This window comes from Dactylosporangium sp. NPDC048998 (assembly GCF_043197855.1).
GTDB lineage: Bacteria > Actinomycetota > Actinomycetes > Mycobacteriales > Micromonosporaceae > Dactylosporangium.
The window spans coordinates 39,837-64,202 of sequence record NZ_JBICTV010000021.1 but is presented as its reverse complement, the minus strand read 5'-3'; the positions used below and the strand labels follow the sequence as shown (position 1 = coordinate 64,202).

28 protein-coding genes and 2 pseudogenes are annotated in these 24,366 nt (G+C 68.7%); 16 read left to right on the top strand and 14 right to left on the bottom strand.

Going from position 1 to position 24,366, the window contains the following annotated elements; all coding sequences use genetic code 11:
* Window positions 1–50: 50 nt before the first annotated feature.
* Window positions 51–917 (bottom strand): sigma-70 family RNA polymerase sigma factor, encoded by an 867-nt coding sequence (locus ACGFI8_RS33570; RefSeq protein WP_392810848.1) that lies wholly within the window; start codon window positions 915–917, stop codon window positions 51–53.
* An 84-nt stretch (window positions 918–1,001) separates the two neighbouring features.
* Here ACGFI8_RS33570 and ACGFI8_RS33565 point away from each other — a divergent pair, with 84 nt between their 5' ends.
* Together ACGFI8_RS33565 and ACGFI8_RS33560 are read left to right on the top strand one after the other, a co-directional pair.
* Window positions 1,002–1,346, top strand: a complete 345-nt coding sequence (locus tag ACGFI8_RS33565; protein ID WP_392810847.1) for a VOC family protein — start codon at window positions 1,002–1,004, stop codon at window positions 1,344–1,346.
* Window positions 1,347–1,744: 398 nt separating this feature from the next.
* Window positions 1,745–2,125: pseudogene (locus ACGFI8_RS33560) on the top strand (Glu/Leu/Phe/Val dehydrogenase dimerization domain-containing protein); the annotation flags it as partial.
* 241 nt (window positions 2,126–2,366) lie between these two features.
* On the opposite strand, the gene ACGFI8_RS33555 reads toward ACGFI8_RS33560, so the two are convergent.
* Window positions 2,367–2,498: a hypothetical protein gene (locus ACGFI8_RS33555; protein ID WP_392810936.1), complete on the bottom strand. Its 132-nt coding sequence runs from the start codon at window positions 2,496–2,498 to the stop codon at window positions 2,367–2,369.
* Window positions 2,499–2,508: 10 nt separating this feature from the next.
* Between ACGFI8_RS33555 and ACGFI8_RS33550 the strand changes: the two genes are divergently transcribed.
* Window positions 2,509–3,012: an integrase core domain-containing protein gene (locus ACGFI8_RS33550; protein WP_392810846.1), complete on the top strand. Its 504-nt coding sequence runs from the start codon at window positions 2,509–2,511 to the stop codon at window positions 3,010–3,012.
* Window positions 3,013–3,115: 103 nt separating this feature from the next.
* A pseudogene (locus ACGFI8_RS33545) lies at window positions 3,116–3,229 on the top strand (IS701 family transposase); the annotation flags it as partial.
* Between the two features lie 257 nt (window positions 3,230–3,486).
* On the opposite strand, the gene ACGFI8_RS33540 reads toward ACGFI8_RS33545, so the two are convergent.
* Window positions 3,487–3,840, bottom strand: coding sequence for a hypothetical protein (locus tag ACGFI8_RS33540; RefSeq protein ID WP_392810845.1), 354 nt, complete (start codon window positions 3,838–3,840; stop codon window positions 3,487–3,489).
* A 268-nt stretch (window positions 3,841–4,108) separates the two neighbouring features.
* Window positions 4,109–5,101, bottom strand: a complete 993-nt coding sequence (locus ACGFI8_RS33535; RefSeq protein WP_392810844.1) for a helix-turn-helix domain-containing protein — start codon at window positions 5,099–5,101, stop codon at window positions 4,109–4,111.
* 822 nt (window positions 5,102–5,923) lie between these two features.
* Here ACGFI8_RS33535 and ACGFI8_RS33530 point away from each other — a divergent pair.
* The 3 genes from ACGFI8_RS33530 to ACGFI8_RS33520 are packed head-to-tail and all read left to right on the top strand — an operon-like array spanning window position 5,924 to window position 9,995.
* Complete coding sequence (locus ACGFI8_RS33530; RefSeq protein ID WP_392810842.1) at window positions 5,924–7,633, top strand: MFS transporter; 1,710 nt, start codon at window positions 5,924–5,926, stop codon at window positions 7,631–7,633.
* Window positions 7,634–7,656: 23 nt separating this feature from the next.
* Window positions 7,657–8,613, top strand: a complete 957-nt coding sequence (locus ACGFI8_RS33525) for an oxaloacetate decarboxylase (protein ID WP_392810840.1) — start codon at window positions 7,657–7,659, stop codon at window positions 8,611–8,613.
* Entirely contained in the window at window positions 8,613–9,995 is a 1,383-nt protein-coding gene (locus ACGFI8_RS33520; RefSeq protein ID WP_392810839.1) for an MFS transporter, read from the top strand. Before ACGFI8_RS33525 ends, ACGFI8_RS33520 begins: the two co-directional genes overlap by 1 nt.
* Before the next feature lie 46 nt (window positions 9,996–10,041).
* Here ACGFI8_RS33520 and ACGFI8_RS33515 read toward each other — a convergent pair whose 3' ends face one another.
* The 4 genes from ACGFI8_RS33515 to ACGFI8_RS33500 are packed head-to-tail and all read right to left on the bottom strand — an operon-like array spanning window position 10,042 to window position 13,775.
* Window positions 10,042–11,286, bottom strand: a complete 1,245-nt coding sequence (locus tag ACGFI8_RS33515; protein WP_392810838.1) for an NAD(P)/FAD-dependent oxidoreductase — start codon at window positions 11,284–11,286, stop codon at window positions 10,042–10,044.
* 7 nt (window positions 11,287–11,293) lie between these two features.
* Window positions 11,294–11,617, bottom strand: coding sequence for a 2Fe-2S iron-sulfur cluster-binding protein (locus ACGFI8_RS33510; RefSeq protein ID WP_392810836.1), 324 nt, complete (start codon window positions 11,615–11,617; stop codon window positions 11,294–11,296).
* A 37-nt stretch (window positions 11,618–11,654) separates the two neighbouring features.
* On the bottom strand, window positions 11,655–12,914 hold the full coding sequence (locus ACGFI8_RS33505; RefSeq protein WP_392810835.1) for a cytochrome P450: 1,260 nt from the start codon (window positions 12,912–12,914) through the stop codon (window positions 11,655–11,657).
* A gap of 21 nt (window positions 12,915–12,935) precedes the next feature.
* The gene (locus ACGFI8_RS33500; protein WP_392810834.1) at window positions 12,936–13,775 is read right to left on the bottom strand and encodes an SDR family NAD(P)-dependent oxidoreductase; all 840 of its coding nucleotides are present in this window, start codon (window positions 13,773–13,775) and stop codon (window positions 12,936–12,938) included.
* 143 nt (window positions 13,776–13,918) lie between these two features.
* Here ACGFI8_RS33500 and ACGFI8_RS33495 point away from each other — a divergent pair, with 143 nt between their 5' ends.
* On the top strand, window positions 13,919–14,359 hold the full coding sequence (locus tag ACGFI8_RS33495; RefSeq protein WP_392810833.1) for an HtaA domain-containing protein: 441 nt from the start codon (window positions 13,919–13,921) through the stop codon (window positions 14,357–14,359).
* The gene (locus ACGFI8_RS33490) at window positions 14,352–15,299 is read left to right on the top strand and encodes a LysR family transcriptional regulator (protein ID WP_392810832.1); all 948 of its coding nucleotides are present in this window, start codon (window positions 14,352–14,354) and stop codon (window positions 15,297–15,299) included. The genes ACGFI8_RS33495 and ACGFI8_RS33490 overlap by 8 nt, the downstream gene beginning before the upstream one ends.
* Before the next feature lie 86 nt (window positions 15,300–15,385).
* On the opposite strand, the gene ACGFI8_RS33485 is transcribed toward ACGFI8_RS33490, so the two are convergent.
* The 3 genes from ACGFI8_RS33485 to merB all read right to left on the bottom strand — a co-directional run bounded on the left by ACGFI8_RS33485 (window position 15,386) and on the right by merB (window position 16,659).
* Window positions 15,386–16,105 carry an ankyrin repeat domain-containing protein gene (locus ACGFI8_RS33485; protein ID WP_392810831.1) on the bottom strand — a complete coding sequence of 240 codons (720 nt, stop codon included), beginning with the start codon at window positions 16,103–16,105 and terminating at the stop codon, window positions 15,386–15,388.
* A 105-nt stretch (window positions 16,106–16,210) separates the two neighbouring features.
* Window positions 16,211–16,483, bottom strand: coding sequence for a hypothetical protein (locus ACGFI8_RS33480; protein WP_392810830.1), 273 nt, complete (start codon window positions 16,481–16,483; stop codon window positions 16,211–16,213).
* Window positions 16,480–16,659, bottom strand: a complete 180-nt coding sequence (gene merB, locus ACGFI8_RS33475) for an organomercurial lyase (RefSeq protein ID WP_392810829.1) — start codon at window positions 16,657–16,659, stop codon at window positions 16,480–16,482. Before merB ends, ACGFI8_RS33480 begins: the two co-directional genes overlap by 4 nt.
* Here merB and ACGFI8_RS33470 point away from each other — a divergent pair.
* The 7 genes from ACGFI8_RS33470 (at window position 16,637) to ACGFI8_RS33440 (ending at window position 22,611) form a co-directional block, all read left to right on the top strand.
* On the top strand, window positions 16,637–16,828 hold the full coding sequence (locus tag ACGFI8_RS33470; protein ID WP_392810935.1) for a hypothetical protein: 192 nt from the start codon (window positions 16,637–16,639) through the stop codon (window positions 16,826–16,828). The genes merB and ACGFI8_RS33470 overlap by 23 nt on opposite strands.
* A 408-nt stretch (window positions 16,829–17,236) precedes the next feature.
* Window positions 17,237–18,244 (top strand): iron ABC transporter substrate-binding protein, encoded by a 1,008-nt coding sequence (locus ACGFI8_RS33465; RefSeq protein ID WP_392810828.1) that lies wholly within the window; start codon window positions 17,237–17,239, stop codon window positions 18,242–18,244.
* Between the two features lie 26 nt (window positions 18,245–18,270).
* Window positions 18,271–19,797: an ABC transporter permease gene (locus tag ACGFI8_RS33460; RefSeq protein WP_392810827.1), complete on the top strand. Its 1,527-nt coding sequence runs from the start codon at window positions 18,271–18,273 to the stop codon at window positions 19,795–19,797.
* Entirely contained in the window at window positions 19,794–20,867 is a 1,074-nt protein-coding gene (locus tag ACGFI8_RS33455; protein WP_392810826.1) for an ABC transporter ATP-binding protein, read from the top strand. The genes ACGFI8_RS33460 and ACGFI8_RS33455 overlap by 4 nt, the downstream gene beginning before the upstream one ends.
* Window positions 20,868–21,164: 297 nt before the next feature.
* On the top strand, window positions 21,165–21,785 hold the full coding sequence (locus tag ACGFI8_RS33450; protein WP_392810825.1) for a maleylpyruvate isomerase family mycothiol-dependent enzyme: 621 nt from the start codon (window positions 21,165–21,167) through the stop codon (window positions 21,783–21,785).
* Between the two features lie 68 nt (window positions 21,786–21,853).
* A complete protein-coding gene (locus ACGFI8_RS33445) occupies window positions 21,854–22,021 on the top strand; it encodes a hypothetical protein (RefSeq protein ID WP_392810824.1) in 168 nt (55 codons plus the stop codon).
* Window positions 22,018–22,611, top strand: coding sequence for a hypothetical protein (locus ACGFI8_RS33440; protein WP_392810823.1), 594 nt, complete (start codon window positions 22,018–22,020; stop codon window positions 22,609–22,611). The genes ACGFI8_RS33445 and ACGFI8_RS33440 overlap by 4 nt, the downstream gene beginning before the upstream one ends.
* Before the next feature lie 12 nt (window positions 22,612–22,623).
* On the opposite strand, the gene ACGFI8_RS33435 is transcribed toward ACGFI8_RS33440, so the two are convergent.
* Genes ACGFI8_RS33435 through ACGFI8_RS33425 form a run of 3 tightly spaced genes read right to left on the bottom strand, consistent with a single transcriptional unit; the run spans window position 22,624 to window position 24,279 of the window.
* Window positions 22,624–23,169 (bottom strand): FMN-binding protein, encoded by a 546-nt coding sequence (locus ACGFI8_RS33435; RefSeq protein ID WP_392810822.1) that lies wholly within the window; start codon window positions 23,167–23,169, stop codon window positions 22,624–22,626.
* Between the two features lie 18 nt (window positions 23,170–23,187).
* Complete coding sequence (locus tag ACGFI8_RS33430) at window positions 23,188–23,667, bottom strand: hypothetical protein (RefSeq protein WP_392810821.1); 480 nt, start codon at window positions 23,665–23,667, stop codon at window positions 23,188–23,190.
* Between the two features lie 30 nt (window positions 23,668–23,697).
* The gene (locus ACGFI8_RS33425) at window positions 23,698–24,279 is read right to left on the bottom strand and encodes a C39 family peptidase (protein WP_392810820.1); all 582 of its coding nucleotides are present in this window, start codon (window positions 24,277–24,279) and stop codon (window positions 23,698–23,700) included.
* Window positions 24,280–24,366 lie beyond the last annotated feature (87 nt).

Below are 24,366 nucleotides of genomic sequence, written 5' to 3'. Positions count from 1 at the left end.
TACGGACAGGCGAACGCCGGCCGCGGAGACCGCGGCCGGCGCCAGTTGGATCAGGCTTCGATCAGCTCCACGGCGAAGGCCGCGAGCCGGTCGGGGTCGGCGACCATGTCGATCGCCTCGATCTGCTCGTCGACGACCGTGAACAGGAACGCGACCCGCAGCGTGCCGCCGGCGTACCACACCGCGGCGGGGTTGCCGTCGATGAAGGCCGCCTTCGCGCCCTTGGCCCGGCCGGAGAAGACGCCGGCGACCGCGTCGGCCCCGAGGACCAGGTCCTGCGAGCCCATGCTGACCGCGGCGGCGTCGCTGCGCGCCTCGGCCTGCGGGTCCAGCAGGTCCAGCAGCGCCTGGAAGTCCCCGGCCCGCGACGCGGCGAGGAAGGCCTGCACGACCGCGGCCCGGCGCGTCGGGTCCGGCGGCGCCTCGTTCTCCGCGCCGCGGACCCGGCGACGGGCCCGGCTGGCCAGCTGCCGAGTGGCGGTCGGTGTCCGGCCGAGGATCGGCGCGACCTCGTTGAACGGCAGCCCGAAGACGTCGTGCAGGACAAACGCGAGCCGCTCCGGCGGGGTCAGCGTCTCCAGCACCACCAGCAGCGCTACGCCGACGAGGTCGGCCTCGACCGCCTGTTCCTCCGGGTCGGCCACGGCCGGGTCGGCCACCGGCTCCGCGTCGGTCGCGCCGGCCAACTGGCGGGCCTTGCGGGCCCGAAGCATGTCGAAGCAGACGCGGGCCACGACCGTGGTCATCCAACCGGCCGGATTCTCCACACCGCTGGTGTCGGCGCGGCTGATGCGCAGCCACGCGTCCTGGATCGCATCGTCCGCGTCGCTGCTGGATCCGAGCATGCGGCGGGCGGCGGACAGCAGTTGGGGCCGATGCCGCTCGAAGTGCTCAGCTAGCCATTCGTCGTGGCTCATCGGTCACATTCTCCCATCTAGACCGGTCGTATCAGGTGACCGAACTGTCACCACAGATGTGACACCTACAGGAGGAGCGATTACATGTCCGAGGGCATCAAGACCGTGATCTACCCAGTTCGAGACCTGGAGCGCGCCAAGGCGGTCTTCAGCGCGCTACTGGAATCCGAGCCGATCATGGACCAGCCCTACTACGTGCAGTTCGACGCCAAGGGCCAGGACCTCGGCCTGGACCCGAACGGCCACTCCAAGGGCATGACCGGACCGGTGAGCTACTGGCACGTGGCCGACATTCGCGGCCGCGTCGCCGCCCTCACGGCGGCCGGGGCCACCGTGACCGACGATGTCAAGGACGTCGGCGGCGGCAAGCTCATCGCCACGCTGACCGACGCCGACGGCAACGTCATCGGCCTGCTGCAGCCGGCCTAGTCCCGCCCGAACCCAACCCGGGTCCCGGCTCGATTCCAGCCCCGCGGCCAGCGCACGACGGCCGCGGGGCTCCGCGGTGCCCGGCGGCATCTCCCATAACGGACTTTCGGCCAATTCCGTGCTGTCCTGTCCGATCCCGATTCTGCGCCCGAAGCACTTGACTTTACCGGCGTCAATGCACCGGCATCCACCGTAAGGCCACACTGTGCCGCGTGGACTCCTCCCAAGAATGGGGCCACGACCCGCCGGAGTAACCGGAAATACCCGCGTTCATCGAAACGTAACATCCCGCGGCGCCGGGTCTCCGTGTGGGTGTTCAACCGAGGGGTCGCACCGGTTGAACACCGGTGCCTCAAGAGGCCCCCGCAGCATCGACGACAAACGAACCGGTCTTCCGTATGGTTCGGCGTGAGCGGCATCCCGGTCCGTTCAAAACTCCCGACGAACCCCGTGGGCCGTCCTGCGCCCGCAGGCGGTTTCCTCCTGCCGCCGGTCATTTGATCAGCGCGCAACCGACGCTGTTTTCGATCCGGGGAGACGCCTTGACACGCATTCTGCAGTACACCGATCCGAGCAACGGCTGCAACGGTTACCTGGTGTACGACCGCTCCGACTGTCGGCTGGCCGCCGGCGGTTGCCGGATGCAGCCCGGACTCACCGCCGACACCCTCGTGGCGCTGGCCGCCCGGATGACGCTCAAGCAGCGGGTCCTCGGCACCAACGTCGACGGCGCGAAGTGCGGCATCGACTACGACCCCCGCGCGGCCGACGCCGACGCGGTGCTGCGCCGGTTCCTGGCCTGGCTGGGTGACGATCTGCAACCGGATCGCGGCCAGCACCGGCGACGACCCGGTGCTGGACAGCCTGCTCCTGCGACTGCACACCGAGACCGCCTGCCGCCGGGGCGGCGCACTGGCGCTGCAGCCCGCCGACCTCGACGAACAGCGGTGCCTGATCATGCTGCGCGAGAAGGGCGACACGGTGCGGTGGCAGCCGGTGTCACCGACCCTGATGCGACACCTACGCCAGCACGCCGACGAACGCCACGCACCACCGCGCGGGCAACTGCTGCGGTACCGCGACGGCCAGCCGATCACCCACCGCCGCTACGACCACCTGTGGGAACGGATCGGCAGACACCTGCGCGCTCACCGGCACGAGGATGTACGTCCTCGCGGTGATCGAGCACGCCAGCCGCCGCATCCGGATCCTCGGCGCCACGACCGCGGCGTGGGTGACCCAGGTCGCCCGGAACCTCGTCATGGACCTGGAGGACGTCGCGTCGAACGTTCGGTACCTCATCCGCGACCGGGACGGGAAGTACCCAGCGCTGTTCGACCAGATCCTCGCCGACGCGGGAATCACGGTCGTGCGCAGCGGCGTCCGGATGCCCCGGATGAACGCGGTCGTGGAACGCTGGGTGCGGACCTGTCGCCGGGAGCTGCTCGACCGCACGCTGATCTGGAACCAACGCCACCTGCTGCAGGTGCTGCGCGAGTTCGAGATCTTCTACAACGAGCACCGGCCGCACCAGGGCATCGCCAACGCCCGACCACTCGCACCGTTGCCCGAATCGATCACCGACTCGGACCGGCTCGCCCAACTGAACATCCACCGACGTGACCGCCTCGGCGGAGTGCTTCACGAATACAAGCATGCCGCCTGAGCTGCCCCGATGGCATTTCCGGCAGGCACAGGGTCGAGCCGCGTCGCGCCGCGGCGGCGTTCGTGACCGGGCTGCTGGCAGATATCGAGGTCAAGACCTGCGGGCGGTCTGGGACGCCGACGCCGTCCGCGACGACCTGCGGCAGGTGATCGCGGACCGGTTCGCCGCCCCGAACGCGGTCCTGGTGGCCGACGAGACCGGCGACCTGAAGAAGGGCCGGTAATGCCGAACTCGGCAGAAGACACCCTATGACGAGGCTGCGGTTATGCCGCGTCTTGCCTGTTCGGCCCTGGTCACGAGGTGATTGGGTTGTTGCTGCGCGGCATTGAACCTCCACCACGCCACACCTTGGGGATACAGTCCGTGACCAGCGCGTCTGGCCGGCCAGGGACTGGTCTTCGTTCGCGGCTATCCCGTCGCGTCATGGAACGTCGATGCCACGGCCGGCCACGGATCGTGGCCGGCCGCCCCCGATCAGCAAGCGCTGTTCATCACCTCGTAGCCGACGTACAACTGGCCCTTGTTGTTGATGTCGACGGTGGTGCCGGTATCGCCCACCGAGTTGCTGGCCCAATACACGTAACCGAGGTAGTCGTACATGACGAAGTTTCCATCGTTCTGATACACCACGTACGCGCTGTTCCACCCTCGGTTTCCGGTGTTCGAGGCCCAGCAGGCCTTGTACACGGCGTGATTGGAGTAGCCTTTGTACAGAACGAGGTTGTCGTCGCTCTGCATGACGAGCCAGCAGTACCATCCGCCGGCACCGATCCGCTGAATGTAGTCGCCGGAGTAAAGCGCCTGGCCTCGGTAGAGTGCGGACCCCACATTTCCCCCGGCTTACGCCGGAGCCGCGGCTCCGAAAACGATCGCGGCCGTGGTAGCGAACACGATCGCTGCCGTGGTAACGAACGCGGTAACGAGACTGCGGACTCTGCTCAGTGTCTTGCGCACAGACTCTCCTGCCGTCGAGTTGTTATCGTGATTGTCTCCTATGAATAGTCTGAGACGATCGGCGTGGTCTACCTGCATGAACGGTATTCCGCGTCCGGCTCACCCGGGTAGCCATCGCGCGCCGTCGTGTTGCCGATTTGCGTCATGGATCGACGTCATGCCCACGCTCGGCGGCGCTGCCGGTGAAGAGACGGCGGTACTCGCCGGGTGGCATCGCATACTCGCGGCGGAAGGCGCGGTTGAAGCCGGCCGGATCCGGAAAGCCCCACCGGGCACCGACGTCTGCGATTGCTTGCCACGACTGGGCCGGGTCGACCAGGTCGGCGCGGCACCGGTCAAGGCGCTGGCGGCGGATCCAGCCGGACGGTGACGCACCGTCGACTTGGAAGATCCGGTCGAGTTGGCGCACGGACAGACCGTGGGCCTCGGCGATCGCGTTCGGGGTCAGTGCCGGATCGGTGAGGTGCCGCTCGATGTAGGCGTAGATGCGCATGTGCCGGATCCGGTCCCGTCCTGAGGGTGGTACGGGCCTGCGTGATCCGCTGGCCGTGCGGACAAGGCCCGCCAGCAGATCGGTGACCGTCGTGGTCAGGCGCGCGACAAGGGGCGCGTCGTAGTTGCCCGCGTTGCGACACAGATCCAGCAAGATGTATGCGATCAGCCCACCGATGCCTTCAGCGGCGGCGACGGGCACCGCGAGAAGAGCGTCGAGCTGTGATCTGCGCAGACCGAGCAGTGACCTCGGGAACTGGAGCGTGATGTCAGATGAGTCGACATTGTTGAGCGTCATGGTCGGTCGGGAGGTATCGACGACGGTGAGGAAACCGGGCCCCAGCGCCGCCACGCGGCCATTGCTGTCGACTGTCATCAGACCCCGGTTAACGTAGGTGAGCATCATTATCTCCGGATCGTTGCTCCGGATCATGGTCGTCGTGCGCCGGGCCTGGATCGGCGGGTGGGACGTGCGGGTCAGCGTCATCGGCCCGAGGTCGATGACGTCGATCGAGGCCAGGAAGTCGTCGCGTTGGCTGGTGTCCAAGGCCACGGGAACGTGGGCCTTGATCGCCATCTCGGACCAGGCTTCGAACCGGTGCTCGACTGGCAGGTCCGAGGTACTGAGACGTGCCGCGCTCATGCCCCTCTCCAAGGTTGGCTCGGCTGGTGATCCAGTATCGCGGACCGGTCGGTCTGTGCAAAGTCGTCGATGCCCGGCTGACTCTCCTGATAGGCCAGCGGCGTTCCGACGTGCTCACATCGCGAGGTGTACCAGCGACTTCCCTTGGCGTAGAAGACGTACCCAACGGCTCGGCAGCCACCGCATCCGCGACGAGGGGGTCCACGGCGAGCTCGGCTTCCCACATGGCCAGATCGGCGAGGTGGTCGACAACAGGGCTGACCGGGGAATTCGCTGGATCGAAACACTGCCGCACGCCTCGAGCAGCTCCGCGGTGACATCGCGTCACCGCCACACAAAGCCCTTAACCACGTCGGCATCGGCCTGCCGGGCGAGGTGGGCCAGTTTGCCGCCCCGTGTCAGCAGCAAGGCATGCAGCCGGGCGAAGCAGTTCTTGTCCGCGCCGCAGGCCCGGGCGCTGCTCCCTGCCCTCCTCGCGGGCCAATCTATACGCGTCATGCATGCTGAACGGCTGAACATTGCATTGGACTTATTCATCTGGCGTACGTCATCGTTCGTTCACAGCAAGATGACGGTTCCCGGCTTACCCGAAACGTCACCCACCCCGGAAGGGGGATCATGAGCGCATTCCAGTGGGCCGACGCGGTCACCGTCATCACCGGCGGCAGCGGTATCGGCCGTGCGATAGCGCTGTCGAGGTCCTGTATCCGGGCCAGGCCACGACCCGGATCGTGACGAGCGAACGGCTGCGCCCCGAGGCCGACCGGTCCGCCACCTGCGTCCGGACGCGCTACCGGATGCACGGCACCCGACCAGGCCCACATGTGGGCCATCGAGCCGGACGCCGTCGCCGAGATGGTCGCCCTCGCCGCCGAACGCAACCTGCCGCACTGCCTGATCCATCCGGCACCAGCCGAGAACCTGCGCAGGCGCACCGCCGCCTGGGTCGCTGGCTACCTACCGGTGCCCCGCGGGTGGCACCTCGGCTTCGGCGACGGCGGGCACATCCGCCTCGGCCGCAACGTCGCCCAGCTCAAGCTGCGGGTACTGCTGCAGGAGATCTTCACAGCGTTCCCCGACCTGTCGCCCGCATGCGAGGCCGAATGGGTCGCCTCCGACGACCCGACCAGCCTCAAACGACTCCCGGTCCGATTCACACCCCCCGAGTCCCGGCACCCGCCTGACCTGGCTCAGCGTAAGGAGAATGGAATGTCCCCCACCATAGCGACCGCAGCCCCCGCCCCGGTCACCGAGGGCACTGAATGGCGCCGGGGCGGCCGAACAGCCGTCTCAGCCGCCGTTGGATACGGTGCGGGTCCCGTACTGTTCCTCACCACCGCCAGCCTCTTTATCAAGCCCACCATCGCGGCCACCGGATGGAGCACCACGCAGGTGCTCATCTCACCGATGATCTCGCTGCTGTTCGCGCTGTTCGGGCCGCTGGTCGGGCGGCTCGCAGACCGGCGCGGCGTCAAGCTCACGGTGCTCGTCGGCCTGGTCCCGTACGCCGTGCTGCTGGTCCTGTTCGCGACGCTACCGCTCAACCTGGCCACGTATTACAGCCTCGCCGCCTTCACCGGCTTCTTCGGCGCGTACGCGTTCGCCATTCCCTACAACCGGTCCGTCGCGGCCTGGTTCGACAAGAGCGCCGGCAAGGCGTTCGGGCTGGTCGGTGCAGGCGGGGCGGCCATGCCGTTCCTCGCCATCCCGGTCGTGTCGCTGGTTATCTACAACGTCGGCTGGCGGGCCGGCTACCTGGTCCTGGCCGGCTTCGCGCTTGTCATCGCCCTGCCGGCGGCGCTGATCGGGATCAAGGTGCCGGCCACGCCGGTACACGCGGAGGTCGTCGAGACGCCGGACGCCGGCGTCGCCGGCGGGACCGACAAGACGGTGTCCACGGCCCTCCGCTCGCCGCGCTTCTGGTTCCTGGCCCTGTCGGTGCTGCTGGTGACTGGCGGCGCGAACGCGTTCTTGGCCAACATGCAGCCGATCCTGCTGGACGGCGGCCTCGCCGTCGCCACCGCCACCACGATCACCACGTTGTTCACCGCCGGCGTGATCGCCGGCCGTCTCGGCGCCGGCGCCCTGCTGGACGTGATGTCGCGATACAAGGTCGCGATCGGGATCTTCCTGCTCTCCGCGCTCGGCGCCCTGACCCTCACCGACATTGGCACCTACCCGATCGCGATCATCGGCGTCGCGGCCCTGTTCGTCGCGTTCAGCCAGGGCGCCGAGGGCGACATCGTCGCCTACTTCATGCTCCGCGACTATGGCCGCAAGCACTTTGGGACCCTCTACGCGCTGTGCTTCGCCATGAGCGGCATCGGGACCCTGGCGGTGTCGTACACGTTCGGCGTGGTTCGCGACACGACGAAGTCGTACGCCGGCGCGATCTACGTCGGCAGCGCCTGCTACCTGGCCGGCGCACTCGGCGTCGGGGCGGTGTGGCTGCTCGGCCGCCGCGCCCGTGCGGCCCAGCAGGCCGAGGTCCCGTTCGGCGAGCCCGGCGCGGCCGCCGTGCCGACACCCTGACACGAGAAGAAACGGAGACAGCTATGCCCACGTCCGAGAAGAAGACCGCGAGGCTTCGCGCTCTCTTCGATAGCCCGGAAACCACGATCATGCCATTCGGGACGCTGCCGATCCACGCGCAGATGGCCGAGCGGGCGGGATTCCCCGCGTTCGAGGTATCGGGCGGGATGAGTTCCTGGTGGGTGGGGGGCGTCGCCGATGTCGGCTGGCTGACCATGACGGAGGTGGTGCAGCACTGCAAGACGATCGCCGAATCGGTCGACATCCCGATCTTCTGCGACGCGGACACCGGTTACGGCAGCGCGGTCAACACCCGGCGCACCGTATTGGAGTTCATCCGCGCCGGGGTGGCCGGCATACATATCGAGGATCAGGAGGAGCCGAAGAAGGCCGGCGGTCAAGCGGGCATCAAGCTCGTATCCGATGCAGAGGCCATCGGGCGGCTCAGAGCCGCCGTCGATGCGCGCGACGAACTGGACGAGGACTTCGTCATCGTCGCGCGGACCGACGGCTATGGCGCCGAGGGCGGCAGCCTTGACGAGGCGATCCGGCGCGGGGTGCTGTACAAGCAGGAGACCGGCGTGGACGTCATCTTCTACGAGGGCCTGCGCTCCTGGGAGGAAGTGCGCATCGCCCTGAAGGAGACCCCGGGGCCGGCGTACGCGATTGCCTCGCGCCACGCCGGCCCAACGCCCCCCATCGCCCAGCTGAGCGAGTGGGGGCAGGCGATCCAGATCGCGCCGTTCATCCTCCCGGGAGTGCTCGACGTGTGGCGCCTCCTGCTCAAGCTGCGGGAGGCCGGCGAGCTCACCCCGATCGACGAATACAACAGCGCGGCCTTCAAGCTTCTCGGCCAGGACGACTACGTCGGCTTCGGCGACGTCTTCGTGAAGCCCGGCTATGACGACGTGCGGCGCTGGGAGGAGCTGTACTACCCGCCGGAGAAGCAGCGCGACTACGTGAACACGATCCACGATTGATGACGAGTCGTCAGTCCGGGCGCGGTGACCGCAATGCGGTCGCCGCGCTTGTCTTCGCGTGCCTGAACGCAAGCCTCGTGCAGACGATCGTCTTCCCGATCCAGGCTGAGCTCCCGGGAATACTCGGCGAGCCCCGCGAGATCACGGCGTGGGTCGTAACCGCGACGGTCGCCTCGGCATGTGCCTTCGCCCCGGTCACCGGCCGGCTCGGCGACCTCTGGGGGCGCCGTCGCATGGCGATCGTCCTGCTGCTGGCGCTCGCGCTCGGATCGGTGCTCGCCGGCCTCGCTGGGAATGCCGGGATGCTCATCGCTGGACGAGCACTGCAGGGCCTCGCCATCGGCCTCATCCCGCTCAGCATGTCGATCATGAAGGAGGTCGTACCCGCACGGCAGTTGGGCGGCGCCATCGCGCTCGCCGCAGGCACAATGGGTGTCGGGGCAGCCCTCGGGATACCACTCGGCGCGCTGATCACGCGATGGCTCGACTGGCACGCGCTGTTCTGGGTCAGCTTTGCCCTCGCGGTCGTCACGGTCCCGTGGCTGCTGGCCGCGGTGCCCGCCTCCGCGCATCGGGCAGCCGGCGGATTCGACTGGGTCGGTGCCAGCGGCAACGTCGTCGGCTCGACCACCCTGCTGGTCGGCCTGGCGGAAGCGGTGACGCTCGGCTGGATGTCAACGACCACGCTCACGCTGATCGGTGTCGGCACGGCCATCCTCGTGACCGCCAACATCGTCATGGCGGGCAGCCGCTCGCCACTCATCGACGTTCGCGTGGCGATGCGACCGCGCGTGCTGCTGACGAACGCGTTGTCGCTCCTGCTGAACTACGCGACGATGTCGACGATGGTCGCGTTCCCACAGATCCTGTCCCTGCCCGTCGACACTGAGGCGGGGCTCGGGCTCGCACCGACCCTGGCAAGCATGATCATGATGGCGAACGGGATGGCCCAGGCTCTCGCGACGCCGTTGGCTGCCCGGCTGAGCAGCGCGGTCGACCCCAAGTTCATGGTGACGGGAGGGTCGGCGTTCGTCGGCATCGGCGTGCTCGCAGCCGTCCTTGGCATGGGCAGCCCGTGGGCACTCCTCGCCGTGAACGTCGTCGTCGGGGTCGCTTTCGGGGTCGCCTTCGCGGCGATCCCGCAGATCATCATGTCCGCCGTCCCGGCCGGAGACGTCGCCGCCGCCAACGGCCTGAATGCCCAGATCCGAATCTTCGGTACGGCCGGGGCGGCCTCGGTGACCGGTGCGATCCTCGCGACCGTGACGATCGCCGGTCAGCCTTCCCGGAGCGCGTTCATCATGGCGCTACTCGCCTGCATCGCCGCTACGGCAATCGGGGCGGTGCTGGGAGCACTGATCCCACGCGGACGGGGCCGGTAGCCGCAGCAAACGAGGAAGCGGCTACGGCCCCGGTCGGCGCAGCCGCTCAGGCGGGCGCGGCCGCGTGCTTCGCCAGTTCGGGAAGCGGGATCGCGGAGTCCGAGAACCGCTCCGGCGGGACTGCGACCCGCTTGCCGAGCAGGGTCTTGACGGCGTTGAAGTCGCGCGGCGCGTTGACGCAATCGGCTGCGATCAGCCGGCCGTCCTTGAAGTACCCCACCACGAACCCCGACGCGCCATCCGCGGCGCGTCGTACCTCCTGGTCGAAGCCCACAAGGAGGCCGGCGATCTGAAGGCGTACGTCGTACTGGTTCGACCAGAACCACGGCACGCCCCTCATGGGGCGTGCCGTGCCGGTCAGCGCGGCGGCGACAAGTTTTGCCTGCTCGGTGACGTTTGGCACCGATTCCAGCCGCACCACCGCGCCGCCGGCGAACTCATTTTCCTGTGCGGCGATGTCGCCGATTGCGTACACGTCTTGCAGGCTGGTCCGGCACCACTCATCGACGAGGACGCCGTTGCCGACTTCGGCGCCGGCTGCGGCGACCGGACCGATGCGTGGCTCGACCCCAATTCCGACCACCAGGACATCGGCTGGGAGGAGCCCACCGTCCGTGAGGAGCACCGACCTGACGTGGCCGTCCACGAGGTCGAGTCCGGCCACACCCGTTCGGAGCAGCACGCGGACCCCGTGCTCCGCATGGACGCGTAGGAGGTGATCGGCGATGGTCACGCCCGCGACTCGGGCAAGGAGTCGCTCCTGTATCTCGACAACCGTCACCTGCTTTCCGAGCTTGGCAAGCGTCGCCGCCGTCTCCAGCCCGATGTAGCCGCCGCCGATGATGACGATGCGTGCGGCTTCCCCGGCGAGGTTCTTGAGTCGCCTCGCGTCGTCGAGCGTACGCAGTGACAGGACGTTGGCGGCATCCCCGCCCGGCAGGGCCAGACGGCGCGCCGAAGCCCCGGTGGCCCAGACCAGCGACCCGTACCGGAAAAGTTCGCCGGTGTCGGCCTCGACCACCCGGGCATCCGGGTCGACCCTCGTAATCGCCGTTCTCGGAAGGTGGTCCGCTACGCCGCTCGTCCAGTACTCGGGGTGGCGCAACAGCAGCGTCGTCTCGTCCGCCTCGTCGAGCACGAAGCCTTTGGACAGGGGCGGCCGCTCGTACGGGAGCCCGTCCTGCGCGTCAACGACAGCGATGCTCCCGGCGAAGCCCGACTTCGCGAGCTGTCCTACGAGTGCGACCCCCGCATGGCCGCCCCCGACGATGAGTACGTCGTACTCGCGCATGGCCGAGTCAGGCTTCCCCGGTCGCGACGGTCACGACGATGCCATCGAGATCCTCCCGCAGCTTGAGTTGGCAGCCGAGCCGGCTTTCTGGGCGGCGGTCGTCGACGATGTCGAGCATCACGCCCTCGTCCCAGTCGACGTCGGCGAACCGGTCGCGCCAGGACTCGCCAACGTAGACATGGCAGGTGCCGCAGTTCATTTCGCCGCCGCACTCTCCCTCGATGCCGGGGACGTCGTTGTTCACCGCGGTGACCATGACGCTGTCGCCGGCCTTGAACTCGACCTCGTGCTCCGCCCCGTCCCGAGGGGTGATGTAGGTGATCTTCATCATTCCGTGTGTCCTTTCCCGTGCCGCAGAGCCGACCGGATCAGGCCCCGAGCGAGCGGGGCTCGAAGGCGATCGGGAGCGACGAGAGGCCGGTGGTGTTCGTCGAGTGCACCCACTCGACCTCGCCGGCCAGGCGCATGTCGGGCAGGCGTTCGAACAGCCGCTGGAGCAGGATCCTCAGCTCGAGGCGGGCCACATTCCGCCCAAGGCAGATGTGCTCGCCGTCCCCGAAGCCGAGATGCGGGTTCGGATCGCGGGTGACGTCGAACTGATCCGCGGTGGGCCCGAACACCGACTCGTCGCGGTTGGCGGAGACGATCCAGCCGACCACCCAGTCGCCCTTCTTGATCTCCCTGCCGCCGAGCTCGAGGTCCCTGGTAGCCACCCGGAGCCGGTTCTTCGACGGAGTGACCCAGCGGATGACCTCCTCGACGGCGGTCTTCACGGTGGCGTCGTCCTCGAGGAGCGCAGCCTGCTCGGGCCGCCTGATGAGCTCCATGATCGCGATGGCGGCCGCGTTGCGTGTGGTCTCCAAGCCGCCGGCGACGACGCTGAAGCCCATCCAGCCGGCTTCGCGCTCGCTGAGCAACTCCCCGCGGTAGTCCTTGTTGGCGATGAGGCTCGCGAAGTCGTCCGACGGGTTGCCGCGACGCGAGAGGACGTGGCTCGACACGTAGTCGTAGAGCCGCCCCATCGCCTCGGCGATGACGGCGTTGAAGTCCTTGGCGTCCGGCACACCGAACCGGGGGTCCTCCGGGTGCAGCATCGTGAGTGTGATCTGGCGAACCTTGTCCCAGTCCTCACGCGGAATCGCCATCATGTTGAGGAAGAGCCGGACCGGCAGCAGCGCCGCGATGTCCCGGACACCGTCCGCGGTGCCTCTCGTGGCGATCTCGTCGATGATCTCGTCGACGATGGACTCGCAGTCTTCGTGCAGCTTTGCGACTGCGGGAACGCTGAAGTGCGGGTTGAACGGGCGACGGAGCACGGCATGGTCGGGCGGGTCCTTGACCACGAGCTGGACGTCGTACCCCATCTTGTACCTCTCGTCCGGGGTGAGATCGCGGCCGAGCGGCGGCAGATGGGTACCCGCCGAATTGCTGAAGTTGTCCGGCTCTTGGAGCAGACGCAGGCAGTCCTCGTAGCGGGTGACGGTCCAGAAGCCGCGCTGGAAGCTCGGCGCATCGGTCCAGTGGACGGGGTCCTCGTGCCGGAGTTGCCTCAGGGCTTCGTGGAACCTGGTTCCGGCGAAGAACGCCGGATCCACCAGCTTCTTGTCGATATCGGCGGGCAGCGCCATTGTCTTGTCTCCTTGTCTCGATCAGTGGCCGCGGTACCCGCGAATCCAGAGGTTCTTGCGCTCCTCGAGCTGGTCGGCCGGAGCGGGGTGCGTGATGCAGTAAGGGTCGTTGCGGCGAATGGCCTCGATGACCTGCTTGCCGACGTTGTCGGGTGGCTTGGGCTGATTGTGGGGGTAATCGAACGAGCGGATCTGCTCGTAGGCGATCGCGTCGGAGAGGTCGGTGTCGGTCTGCTGCCGGCGCACCGCTTTGCTCGTCTCCCCGATATTGGTGGTGATCAGGCCCGGGTAGAGGACGGTGACACCGAAGTCGTCACCGTGGTCGATGAGCTCCTCGCGCAGTACGTCACTCAGACCGTCGACGGCATGTTTCGACGCGGTGTAGGGCGCGTGGCCAGGAGTGGTGGACAACGTCGCGAGCGAGGACGTGTTGACGATGTGCTTGTGTCCCGCCTGTGCCCGCATGCGGGGCAGGAACGCCAAGACGCCATGCACGACGCCGAAGTAGTTCACCTCGGTCATCCAGCGGAAGTCGGCCAGCGTCGCGTTCCATACGGCGCGGAACGGACGCCATGTGACGCCCGCGTTGTTGCAGAGCACGTCGACGCGGCCGAGGTACTCGAACGCCTCGTCGGCGAGCGCGGACACGCTGTCGGAGTCAGTCACATCCACGGCTCGCGACCTGCCGGTACCCCCCTGAGCCTCGATCTCGTCAACGACCTTCTGCGCCGCGTCGCCATTGATGTCGGCGACTAGGACTCGTGCCCCCTGCCGCGCGAATTCCAAGGCCATCGACCGTCCGATGCCGCTTCCCGCACCTGTGATGACGACGCCAGCGTCCGTGAAGTCGAGGTCTGCCATGACTCTTCCCGTCCTCCCAACCCGTCGCGTCCTCATCGACACGGGCTTCCGGGTGCTGGGCTTGTTCGGTACCCTAGGCTCGTTTCAGATACATGAACAGAATAAAATAAGGCCATTTGATGCGAGTTGTGAATGGAATGCCAATGAAAGTGAATCTGACCTGGCCGATTCGGCAGAGCTTCCTCCGCTACATCGACACAGTGGGTGGCACGACGGAGATCTCCGAGGAACTCTCGAGAGGCGACGATGCATTCGTGTTCCCAGGCACGTCGAGCGGTCCGACGCGCTGGGAGTTCCGCGGATCCGCTCGTTTCGAGGCCCACGGCGGCATGCTCTCGGTGACGATCGGCGACCCGATCGTCGATCTCGACAACGAACCGGCCACGCTGACCGTCGCCACCGCCACCGGGCCGGACGCCCCACGCGCCACCATCGCGCACCTCATCGGTATCGAGGCGCAGGGTTCTGCGCTCCGCGCAAACGCACGGCTGACGGTTGAGGGCTCCCGCCTGCTCGGCGACGTATACAACCCAGGTGACCTGCTCGACCCGATCCTGATCGACACTGAAGCGCGGCATGCTTGACATCGCCAAGCTCGTGCAGTTCACCGTGCTCGCACGCAGCGGCAGTTACACTGCGGCCGCCGCCGCGCTCCACGTCTCGCAGCCGACGCTCACGCGCAACATCCAGAGCCTCGAGCACTCCCTGCGGGCGAGGCTGCTCGACCGCGGCCGCAATGGAATCGCGCTGACCGCAATCGGCGAAGAGCTCCTCCAACACGCTGAGGATCTGCTCCGCCATGCGGCAAGCATCGAAGCCGACATCGCCGCACGTTCTCAAGGCATCCGCGGTCACGTTCGGGTGGGCGTCGGCCCGAGCATCGGCGGCGCCATCCTGCCGGGCGTAGTCATGCAGGTTGCCGAGTCGGGCCTGGACATCTCGATCCGTATCGAGCTGGCACCCGCCACGACAATGTATGACATGCTCCTGGCAGGTGAACTCGACTTCGTCATCTCGCGCGAACCCAACCGCAGCTGGAGTGAGAAGCTCTCAACGACGATAATCGGGCACGCAACGCCGGAGTTCTTCGTCAGGCACTCGCACCCGCTGGCACAACAGCGTGAGGTCACCATCGAGGAACTCGGCCGCTACCCGTTGATCTGCGGCACGGCGTGGAACGAGGTGCTGCCGAGCATGGTCCCACCGGAAGCGCTCCGTCATCTACAGGCAACGATCGAGGTGGACGACACCGGGCTCTCCTACCACATCGCCCAAGGCCTCGATGGAGTTCTCGTCTCAGGCCGCGGGCTCGTCCAAGACAACTTCGTCCAACTCACCCTCGTCGATCGCGGTGGCCACCTTGAGGGAGCGCCCGTCACGCTCAATCGCCCCTCGCACCGGACGCTGTCACCAGCGGTCGAGTACGTGATGAAGCTGGCCGTGGAGGCGGCCCGATCGGTCTATGCTCCAGGAATCGCCAACGCCGACTCCGGAACCGACGACGGCGTCGATCGCGAACTCTGACCCGAAGCAGCGGTAGACCAGGATCGTCCCGGCGCACGCCGTGCAGCCTCGTCGTCGTCCCCTGGTGCGCCTGGTCATTGCCGCGGTCATGCGGTGTCGGTGCCGGATTGGGCGCCCTTTTCGCGTAGCCAGGTGGTCAAAAGGTCGCGGCGGGTGTCTGGGGTAGCGGCGACGTCGAGGGCGGTCTGCTTGGTGTAGTCGGGGATGGCGTTGATGTCGGCGCCGTGGTGCAGGAGGTATTCGGCGGTGCGGCGTTGTCCGCCGTGGCAGGCTTGCCAGAACGCCGTGCTGATCTCCTGGGGGCTGGGCGTCGGGGTTGCCGCGAGGAGTTCCTCGACGCGGGGTAGGAGGCCGAGCGCGGCGGCGTGCCAGAGTTTGTTCACTTGGGCGCCGCGTTCGACCAGGCGTCGCGCGACGTGCCAGCAGCCGTAGCCGATGGCGTTGTCCAGCGGGGTGCCGATCGAGCCGCCAGGTACTTCGAGATCGGCGCCGGCGTCGATGAGCGCGTCGGCGACGTCGAGGTCGTCGCTGCTGGCGGCCCAGTGCAGCGGTGTCTCGGGTGCGTCGCCGTCGGTTCGGGCGTTCGGGTCGGCGCCGGCTGCGATGAGCATGCGCACGACGGCGGGGCCGTTGGGGTAGTAGCCGGGCCAGTCGGTGACGACGTGCAGCGCGGTACGGCCGTTGACCCGGGCGGTCGGTAGGTACGGGTGATCCTGGATGAGCTGCCGCAGCGAGGCCAGGTCACCGCCGCGGATCGCCGCGACCACCGCCGCCACCGCGGCGGCCTCGTCGTCAGGAGTGGACACGCGGGTTCCTCCTCGGTTCAGGCGAACGTTGCCACTTCGAGCTTCCCAGCCAGTGTTCGCTCTCGGCCACGTCACAAGGGGACTGGCACGGGCTGGACGCCGCGACTATTGCGGTGCGCAGGAGCAGTTTGCGCTTCCGGCGCAGCCGATGCGGTGGATACGGAGGCGGGTGGTACGCCACCAAGCCAGCGCAGCCAAGGCGACCAGCGACACGGCGATGCCCGGCATCCACTGTCCGGCGGCCGCCCATCCGGCGCCGCTGAGCACACCAGCGGCAAGTAGCAGCGGGACGGTGCAACAGGCCACGCACGCGGTGCCGGCCAGTGCGGTCAGCGTGGTCGACAGCACCCGCCGCGCGGCCGGCATGGTGCGGGTCACCGGTGCCGCCCGAACTGGGTGGGGTCGTGCAGGAGCGGGCCGAAGATGTCCCGGCCCAGCCTGAGGGCTCTGTCTTGGTCGAGGACAGTCGCGGTCAGGCCCGCGTGCGCGCGGGTCCACGCCCGCGCGCTGGCCGGATCGACGAAGAAGTTGATGGTCGAGCAGCAGGTGTCCACCGAGCGGCTGCTGCTGCCCGGGAACGACGCCGACCTGATGGCCGTGCTCACCCGACTCGGCTTCGAGCCACAGGCCACGACCGGGCGCGTGCTGCTGCACAACTGCCCGTTCCACGCCCTGGCCACCCGCCACACCAGCTGGCCTGCGGACTCAACCACGCCTTCCTGACCGGACTCCTCGACGGCCTGCACGCCACAGGGGTCCAGGCGCGTCTCGCCCCGCACCCCGGCCGCTGCTGCGTCGAACTGTCCACAGCAGCGGCCGCCTGGCATAGCCGCACCAACCCACGCGTGATCACCGTGGCGTGGTGGGGCAGCAACACTGACGGTCAATGTGAGCAGGGTTGAGCGGGCGCAGGCGACTGATGTCGACGGAGGCGTCCGCACCGCGCCGTAGACAGGGCGGGTCGGCCCACGAGCCCGCCGCGTCGACTGCCGTGAAGGATTGCGGCGACGTGAGCGACCCGATGCCCCCTTCACATATGCCTCATGGTTAACTTAGGCTCACCTAACAGAGGCAAGCCTTACCTAAGGGAGCGGCATGGGCGGCAGAGTTGGACGGCATGTACTGGTCTCGGTGACCGCCTTGGCCGTGGCGATGGGCGTGGCGGCGTGCGGTGGTTCGAGCGGGTCCGGGTCGGCGGACTCCGCACAGGCCAAGACCATCACGCTGTACAACGCACAGCACGAGGCCATGATGAAGGAGCTGGTCGCCGGCTTCACCAAGGAGACCGGCATCCAGGTCAACATCCGCTCCGGCAAGGACTCGGAGATGGCCAACCAGATCGTCCAAGAGGGCGCCGCGTCCCCGGCCGACGTGTTCGTCACCGAGAATTCCCCGGCGATGACGCTCGTGGACACCAAGGGCGGGTTCGTCAAGCTCGACGAGGCGACCCTGGCGCAGGTCCCGAAGCGGTACGTGCCGTCCACCGGCAACTGGACCGGCTTCGCCGCTCGCTCGACTGTTTTCGCGTACAACTCCAAGAAGCTCACCAAGGAGCAGCTGCCGGCGTCGATCATGGATCTCGCCCAGCCGCAGTGGAAGGACAAGTTCGGCGTCGCCGCGGCCGGGGCGGACTTCCAGGCCATCGTCAGCGCCGTGCTCGCCGTCAAGGGCGAGGCCGCGGCGGCGGAGTGGCTCAAGGGGCTGAAGGCAAACGCCAAGATCTACCAGGGCAACGGCGCGGTGATGAAGGCCGTCAACTCCGGCGAGATCTCCGCCGGCGTCATCTACCACTACTACTGGGTCAACGACCGGGCCGAGTCTGGCGCCAACAGCGCCAACACCGAGCTGCACTACTTCGGCAACGCCGACCCCGGCGCCTTCGTCAGCGTCTCCGGCGCCGGCGTGCTCAAGGCCAGCAAGCACCAGGACCAGGCGCAGCAGCTCGTGAAGTACCTGACCGGCAAGAACGGCCAGCAGATCCTCGCCGAGGGCAAGTCCGGGGAGTACTCGATCTCGGCCGATGTTCCCACCAACGCCAAGCTCAAGCCGCTGTCCGAGCTCAGCCCGCCGGAGCTGGACGTCGCCAAGCTCAACGGGCCGAAGGTGGTCGAGCTCATGCAGCAGGCAGGTCTGCTCTGAGCGGCATTCCGTTCCGCAGAGCAGGGGTGGGGCGCCGGGCCGCGGCGTACCCGCCCCTGCTGCTCGCCGTCTGCGTCCTCGTCGCCGGGATCGCCGCGATCCCGCTGATCTTCGTCATCGCGTACACGATCAGCACAGGATGGGACGAGGCGTGGCGGCTGCTGGTCCGACCACGCATCGGCGACCTGCTGGTCAACACCGCCCGGCTCGCCCTGGGCTGCATGCTGCTCTCGGCCGTGCTGGGCACCGCCGCGGCCTGGCTCGTGGAGCGCACCAGCCTGCCGGGCCGGCGGATCTGGAACGCCCTGCTCGCGGCTCCGCTGGCGGTTCCCGCGTTCGTGACCAGTTACGGATGGGTGTCGCTCACCCCGCTGGTCGAGGGGTACTGGGGCGCGCTGCTCATCGTCACGCTGTCGTATTACCCGCTGGTCTACCTGCCTGCCGCGGCGGCGTTGCGCGGCCTCGACCCGGCGCTGGAGGAGACCGCCCGCGCGCTCGGCCACGGGCCGTGGCGGGTGTTCGCCCGGGTGGTGCTTCCGCAGCTGCGCCCGGCCGTGCTGGGCGGCTCGCTGCTGGTCGGGCTGCATCTGCTCGCCGAGTTCGGCGCGTTGCAGATGCTGCGGTATCCGACCTTCACCACCGCGATCTTCGACCAGTACGAGTCGGCGTTCAACGCGCCGGCGGCCAACATGCTGGCGGCGGTGCTGGTGCTGTGTTGCGTGCTGCTGCTCACCGCCGAGCTGCGGCTGCAGGGGTCGCGGCGGTACGCGCGGGTGGGCCGCGGCGCCGCCCGCAGCGCCGAACTGGTACGGCTGGGCGGTGCGACCGTGCCCGCCCTTGCGGCGGTGGCCGCCACCGTGGCGCTCGCCCTCGGGGTGCCGCTGGGCAGCTTGGTGTATTGGCTGGCGGCCGGCGCGTCGACGGCGTTCCCGGTGGGGTCCCTGGTGGCGACGGCCGTCACTTCGATCGGTCTGGGGCTGGTGGCGGCGCTGCTGACCACCGCGCTCGCGCTGCCGGTCGCCTGGTTGTCGGTACGCCACCGGGGCAGCGTCAGCACGCTGCTGGAACGCAGCACGTACGTCGCCAACGCCCTGCCGGGGATCGTCGTGGCGCTGGCGCTGGTCACGGTGTCGATCCGGTTCGTGCCAACCGTTTACCAGACGACCGGCGTGCTGCTGGCCGGGTACGCGATCCTCTTCCTGCCCCGGGCGATGGTCAGCGCCCGGGCCGCGATCGCCCAGGCCCCGCCGGTGCTCGAGGACGTCGCGCGCTCCCTTGGCACCCGAGGCTCGGCCACGCTGCGGCGGGTGGTCCTGCCGCTGATCGCCCCGGGCATCGGCGCCGGCGCTGCCTTGGTGTTCCTGGCCGTGGTCACCGAACTCACCGCCACGCTGCTGCTGGCCCCCACCGGTACGCAGACCCTGGCCACCCGGTTCTGGAGCCACAGCAGCGATATCGACTACGGCGCCGCCGCCCCCTACGCCGCCCTCATGGTGCTCATCTCGGCGCCGGCCACCTACCTGCTCACCCGAAGTGCGAGGTACGCGTCATGACGGCACTGACGATCCGCGGAGTCACCAAGCGCTACGGGTCTGTTCAGGCACTGGCCGGGGTCGACCTCGATGTGCCCGCTGAGCGTCTGACGGCTGTGCTCGGGCCGTCCGGCTGCGGAAAGACGACCCTGCTGCGGCTGGTCGCCGGGTTCGCCGCCCCCGACAGCGGCACGATCGTCTTCGGTGACCGGCAGGTGGCCGGCCCCGGCGGGTACGTCCCGCCGCAGCGGCGCCGGGTCGGCTACGTGCCACAGGAAGGGGCGCTGTTTCCGCATCTCGACGTCGCCGCGAACATCACGTTCGGTCTGCCGCGCGCCGCCCGCCGCTCCCGGCAGCGCGTCGACGAGCTGCTCGACCTCGTCGAACTCGACCGTCGCCTCGCCGGGCGGTACCCGCACGAGCTGTCGGGCGGTCAGCAGCAGCGCGTCGCGCTGGCCCGTGCACTGGCGCCGAAACCGTCTGTCGTGCTGCTCGACGAGCCGTTCTCATCCCTGGATGCCGCCCTGCGCCTGGGCACCGCCCGCGCCGTCGTGCACGCGGTGCGTGCCGCTCACGCCACCGCCGTCCTGGTCACCCACGACCAGGACGAAGCACTGTCGCTGGCCGACCAGGTCGCCGTCATGCGGGACGGCCGGCTGGTCCAGGCGGGGCCGCCCGACGCCGTCTACACCAGGCCCGCCGACCCGGCGGTGGCCGCCTTCGTCGGCGCAGCGGTCACCATGGCGGCCACCGTGCGCGGCGAGCGCGCCGAATGCCCACTCGGGACGGTCACGGTGCCGCCCGGATCCGTGCAAGGGCCGGCGCTGGTGCTCCTGCGCCCCGAACAGATCCGGATCGTGGCCGACCGCGACGGCGACGGCGTTCCCGCCCGGGTCGCAGAGGTCACCTACTTCGGCCACGACGCCACCGTCCGCCTGCACCTCGAACCGGCCGGCCCCGAAGTGGTCGCTCGCGTCATGGGCACGCCCATCCCCGCCCCGGCGACGAGCGTGCGACTGGCCGTCAGCGGCTTCGCTGCGGTCTTCGCCTTGCCCGACGTGCCTGCGCCGGCCCACGCCGCCGTGCCGTGACCGTCAGGCCGAGCGTGCGGCGTATCCCTCCTTCGTTGATCTTCTAGGAGCGAGTGGGAGCACCTCACGCACGGATGAGCGCCGGCCGGTCACAGCAGGGCGTGCAGGAGGTGCGTCGCCGGGGTCGATCCGGCCAACGCTCCGCCGTAGCAACAGACGCCCACTGAGGTCGGGTGGCTGGGAGGCGGGATCCCAGCCGGCTGCTCGACCTTCGGGCGGATATGCGGACGCGGCCCCCACCTGGTATGCATCATGACCTGGTGGAACATCCACTCTACGCGCAGCAGCGGAGGGGTCATGCAGACATGGGAAGCGATTCGGACCGAACGGGCGTCCCTGGTCGACGCCCTGGCGGGGCTGCCCGATGCGGCGTGGGACAAGCCGTCGCTGTGCAGGGGCTGGCAGGTCCGGGAGGTGGTCGCGCACATGATCGCGACGGCGCAGATGACGCCGCCGACGTTCTTCGGCAAGCTGGCCGCCAGCGGATTCCGGTTCCAGGTGATGACAGCCAGCAACATCCGACAAATCCTCATGGGACGCAGTAACGCCGACCTGGTCGAGCTGCTCCGGTCCCGGGTCGGCACCCGCAACGCGCCACCCGGCCCTGCCACGTCCTGGCTTGGGGAGACGATCGTGCACGGCGAGGACATCTTCCGTGCCCTCGGGCCGTACCGCGACCACCCGATCGAGCACGTGGTCGCGGTCGCCGACTTCTACGCCGGCAGCAACCTGCTCATCGGCGCGAAGAAACGTATCGCCGGAGTCACGCTGCGCGCGACTGACGCCGAATGGAGCCACGGCACCGGACCAGAGGTCGCCGGACCGGCGATTGCACTGGTGATGGCCATGACCGGGCGTACCCAGGCGCTCGATGATCTCACGGGCGACGGCGTCGCCATCCTCCGCGACCGCACCTGACGCCTCCACTGTGCAGGCGTGCATTCGCACGCCGGTGAGAGCGTCGGTGTAGCGGATCGCTGTGTATTTTGACGATCATCGCCGGACACGCCTTCATCCAGAACCTCCGCCGCGGCCACTACGAACTCGGGCTCGACCAACCGGCCGAGCACCGTCTCGTGGTCCATCCACCGGCCGCCATCGACGCCATGATCGCCCAACTCCACACCACCGTGCTGGGCGGTGGCGCCGCATGACCGACCTGTCACCGGTGTCGCCCGCACGCGCCGACCTGGAAGCCGCCCGGCTGCTGCTCGACCGCCTCGGCGTGTCACCGGCCGACCTGCTCGGCGCTGGCCGCGACCACCGGCCGGCGCCGACGTTCGCCGAGTACGTCCCGGTCGTCGCGGCTGCGGTCAGCGACGGCAGCCGCCGTGCGTACTGCTCCTACTGGAACCGGGTGGTCGAGCACTGGGCCGACCGGCGGCTTGACGAGCCCAGCCCATCCGACATCGAACGCCTCGCCCAGCACGTCAAGGCCAACGTCGTCGCACGCCGCAACGGCCGCGGCGGGCGCAGCGCCGCTGAACTGCTCATCGCCGCGCTGCGCTGCCTCTACAAGCACGCCGTCGCCGACGGTCACGTCACCGCCGCCGGCCCAGAAGGTCGCCAAACCACGCCGGCTGCCCAGCACCCGGCCGGTGAGTCTGAATCCGTGCGGTCACACCCGTCGTCGCGAGACGGCCGGTATCGACCGCGCGACCATGCACGCCGCTGCCGGCCAGCACGGGACACAGCGGCCACCACGATGGCTGACGACCGTACGCTGAGTGCTTCGCGCACGTGAACGATCGTCCGGTCAGCGGGTGGCCTTGAAGTGGACGGCGTCGAGGGCCGCTTGCAGGGAGGTGCGGTAGCCCTCGCTGGTCTGGGTCGCGCCGCTCACCACGTCGATGTTGGCGCTTTGCGCCGCGAGCGCCTGCGACCGCAGTCGCGGCACCGCCAGGTCGCTGAGTTCGCGGGAGAATCCGCCGGGAACCTGCAGGGCGGTCACGTCGGTGATCCGGTCCCGACTGATGCTGGCCTGGACCTGGACCGGCCCCCACTGGGTGGTCACGATCGAGCCGTTGACCACGAGGGTGGAGCCGGAGGTCGAGACGGTTCCGGGGCTGGGCCGAGGGCTCGTGGCGCCGCTGGCGCTGGACTGCGGCGCGGTTTGGTCGGCCTGATCGGGTGGACCACCGGCTGCGGGCGGCGGCGTTCCGGCGACGATGCCCGGCGTACCGCCGGCGGTGGCGGCAACCGCCGAGACGGCGCGGGGCGCTCCCATGGTCGAGGTGCGGTAATTGAACAGGAGGACGACCACCGCGGCGGTGGCGGCGAACCACGTGATGATCTTTCGCATGTCGCGCCCTTCCGCGGGTTACCAGGTGAAGCGCTCGAGGTGGATGCGGGCGGCGGGCACGCGGGCCGCCCGCGCCGCCTGCACGACCGCCGCCGTCCAGCCGTCCGGGCCACAGACGAACACGTCGTGGTGTGCGATAGTGGGGACGAGGTCGCGCAGGGCCGTCGTGTCGTCGCCCCAGCCGGTCGGCAGCCAGGAGCCCTCCCTTTCTCGGGGGCCGAGGAGGTACCGCACCCGGAGCCCCCGCACGGCCGCGAGGTGCTCCAGCTCGTCGCGGAACACCAGATCGGCCTCACAGCGCGCACGGTAGAGCAGTGTCGCCTCGCCCGGGGCGTACGGCAGCTCGTCGAGCAGCGCGCGCAACGGCGTGATGCCGGCCCCGCAGGCGATCATCGTGACCTGGGGGGCGGTGCGACGGTCGGCGGTCAGCCGCCCGTACGGTCCCTCGACGATCGCCCTCGTGCCGGGTCGCAGCCCTGCCGACCGCAGGTGTGGCACACGCCGGGGCGTGGCCGTCGACGCCATTGGTCAGTACGAGTAGCCCCGCTGGGCGATCCAGTTGGCCATGTTGGTGGTGGTCACCCAGTACGTGCCGTCACCGTTGGGGTTGGCCGGGTCGGCGATCTTCACGGTCTTGCCGCTGTCCTTGTATCCGACGATCGTCAGGTAGTGGCCGCCTTCGTAGGCGTGGTAGGTGCCGGCGGTGTCGGTCAGGTGGCCGGCGATGTTGGCGACGATGGCGCGGCCGCTGTTGATGGTGTTCAGGACGTCGGTCCGAAGCTGGTCGGCCTGAGCCGGGGTCGCAGGGTAGGCCGGGATCTCACGGGTCTGATAGACCGTGCGCCCGTGGCCGATGACGCTGTTGAGCCCGCGGGTGGTGTCGAAGGCTGAGTCCGTGCCATTGGTGGTGGTGCCCAGCAGCGCGGCGGCCTGATCCTGGCTCACCGTGTGGCCGGTCGCCGAGAGGGCGATCCGGGTGGCCGCCGGTCCGCAGTAGTAATAGTTCGGCTGTAACTGGAACTGGTATTGGAGGATCTTCGTCGCGGGCTGGGCAGGAATCTGCGACTCAGCGGGCGTCGAAACCTGGCCCGTGGGCGATTGGGTCGTCATTGTTGTAGTACCGGACCCCGCCACGGCCGAGGCCCCGCCGTCGATCTGGCTCAGCGCGATACCGGCCACAGCGGCTACGGCAAGAAG

Coding starts and splice junctions, on each gene's coding strand:
- ACGFI8_RS33510 (WP_392810836.1), bottom strand. CDS start 11,617: ATGATGAAGATCACCTACATCACCCCTCGGGACGGGGCGGAGCACGAG.
- ACGFI8_RS33505 (WP_392810835.1), bottom strand. CDS start 12,914: ATGGCGCTGCCCGCCGATATCGACAAGAAGCTGGTGGATCCGGCGTTC.
- ACGFI8_RS33450 (WP_392810825.1), top strand. CDS start 21,165: ATGCAGACATGGGAAGCGATTCGGACCGAACGGGCGTCCCTGGTCGAC.
- ACGFI8_RS33435 (WP_392810822.1), bottom strand. CDS start 23,169: ATGCGAAAGATCATCACGTGGTTCGCCGCCACCGCCGCGGTGGTCGTC.
- ACGFI8_RS33455 (WP_392810826.1), top strand. CDS start 19,794: ATGACGGCACTGACGATCCGCGGAGTCACCAAGCGCTACGGGTCTGTT.
- ACGFI8_RS33440 (WP_392810823.1), top strand. CDS start 22,018: ATGACCGACCTGTCACCGGTGTCGCCCGCACGCGCCGACCTGGAAGCC.
- ACGFI8_RS33570 (WP_392810848.1), bottom strand. CDS start 917: ATGAGCCACGACGAATGGCTAGCTGAGCACTTCGAGCGGCATCGGCCC.
- ACGFI8_RS33495 (WP_392810833.1), top strand. CDS start 13,919: ATGAAAGTGAATCTGACCTGGCCGATTCGGCAGAGCTTCCTCCGCTAC.
- ACGFI8_RS33425 (WP_392810820.1), bottom strand. CDS start 24,279: ATGACGACCCAATCGCCCACGGGCCAGGTTTCGACGCCCGCTGAGTCG.
- ACGFI8_RS33515 (WP_392810838.1), bottom strand. CDS start 11,286: ATGCGCGAGTACGACGTACTCATCGTCGGGGGCGGCCATGCGGGGGTC.
- ACGFI8_RS33550 (WP_392810846.1), top strand. CDS start 2,509: ATGTACGTCCTCGCGGTGATCGAGCACGCCAGCCGCCGCATCCGGATC.
- ACGFI8_RS33490 (WP_392810832.1), top strand. CDS start 14,352: ATGCTTGACATCGCCAAGCTCGTGCAGTTCACCGTGCTCGCACGCAGC.
- ACGFI8_RS33565 (WP_392810847.1), top strand. CDS start 1,002: ATGTCCGAGGGCATCAAGACCGTGATCTACCCAGTTCGAGACCTGGAG.
- ACGFI8_RS33535 (WP_392810844.1), bottom strand. CDS start 5,101: ATGAGCGCGGCACGTCTCAGTACCTCGGACCTGCCAGTCGAGCACCGG.
- ACGFI8_RS33520 (WP_392810839.1), top strand. CDS start 8,613: ATGACGAGTCGTCAGTCCGGGCGCGGTGACCGCAATGCGGTCGCCGCG.
- ACGFI8_RS33470 (WP_392810935.1), top strand. CDS start 16,637: ATGGTCGAGCAGCAGGTGTCCACCGAGCGGCTGCTGCTGCCCGGGAAC.
- ACGFI8_RS33530 (WP_392810842.1), top strand. CDS start 5,924: ATGTGGGCCATCGAGCCGGACGCCGTCGCCGAGATGGTCGCCCTCGCC.
- ACGFI8_RS33500 (WP_392810834.1), bottom strand. CDS start 13,775: ATGGCAGACCTCGACTTCACGGACGCTGGCGTCGTCATCACAGGTGCG.
- ACGFI8_RS33525 (WP_392810840.1), top strand. CDS start 7,657: ATGCCCACGTCCGAGAAGAAGACCGCGAGGCTTCGCGCTCTCTTCGAT.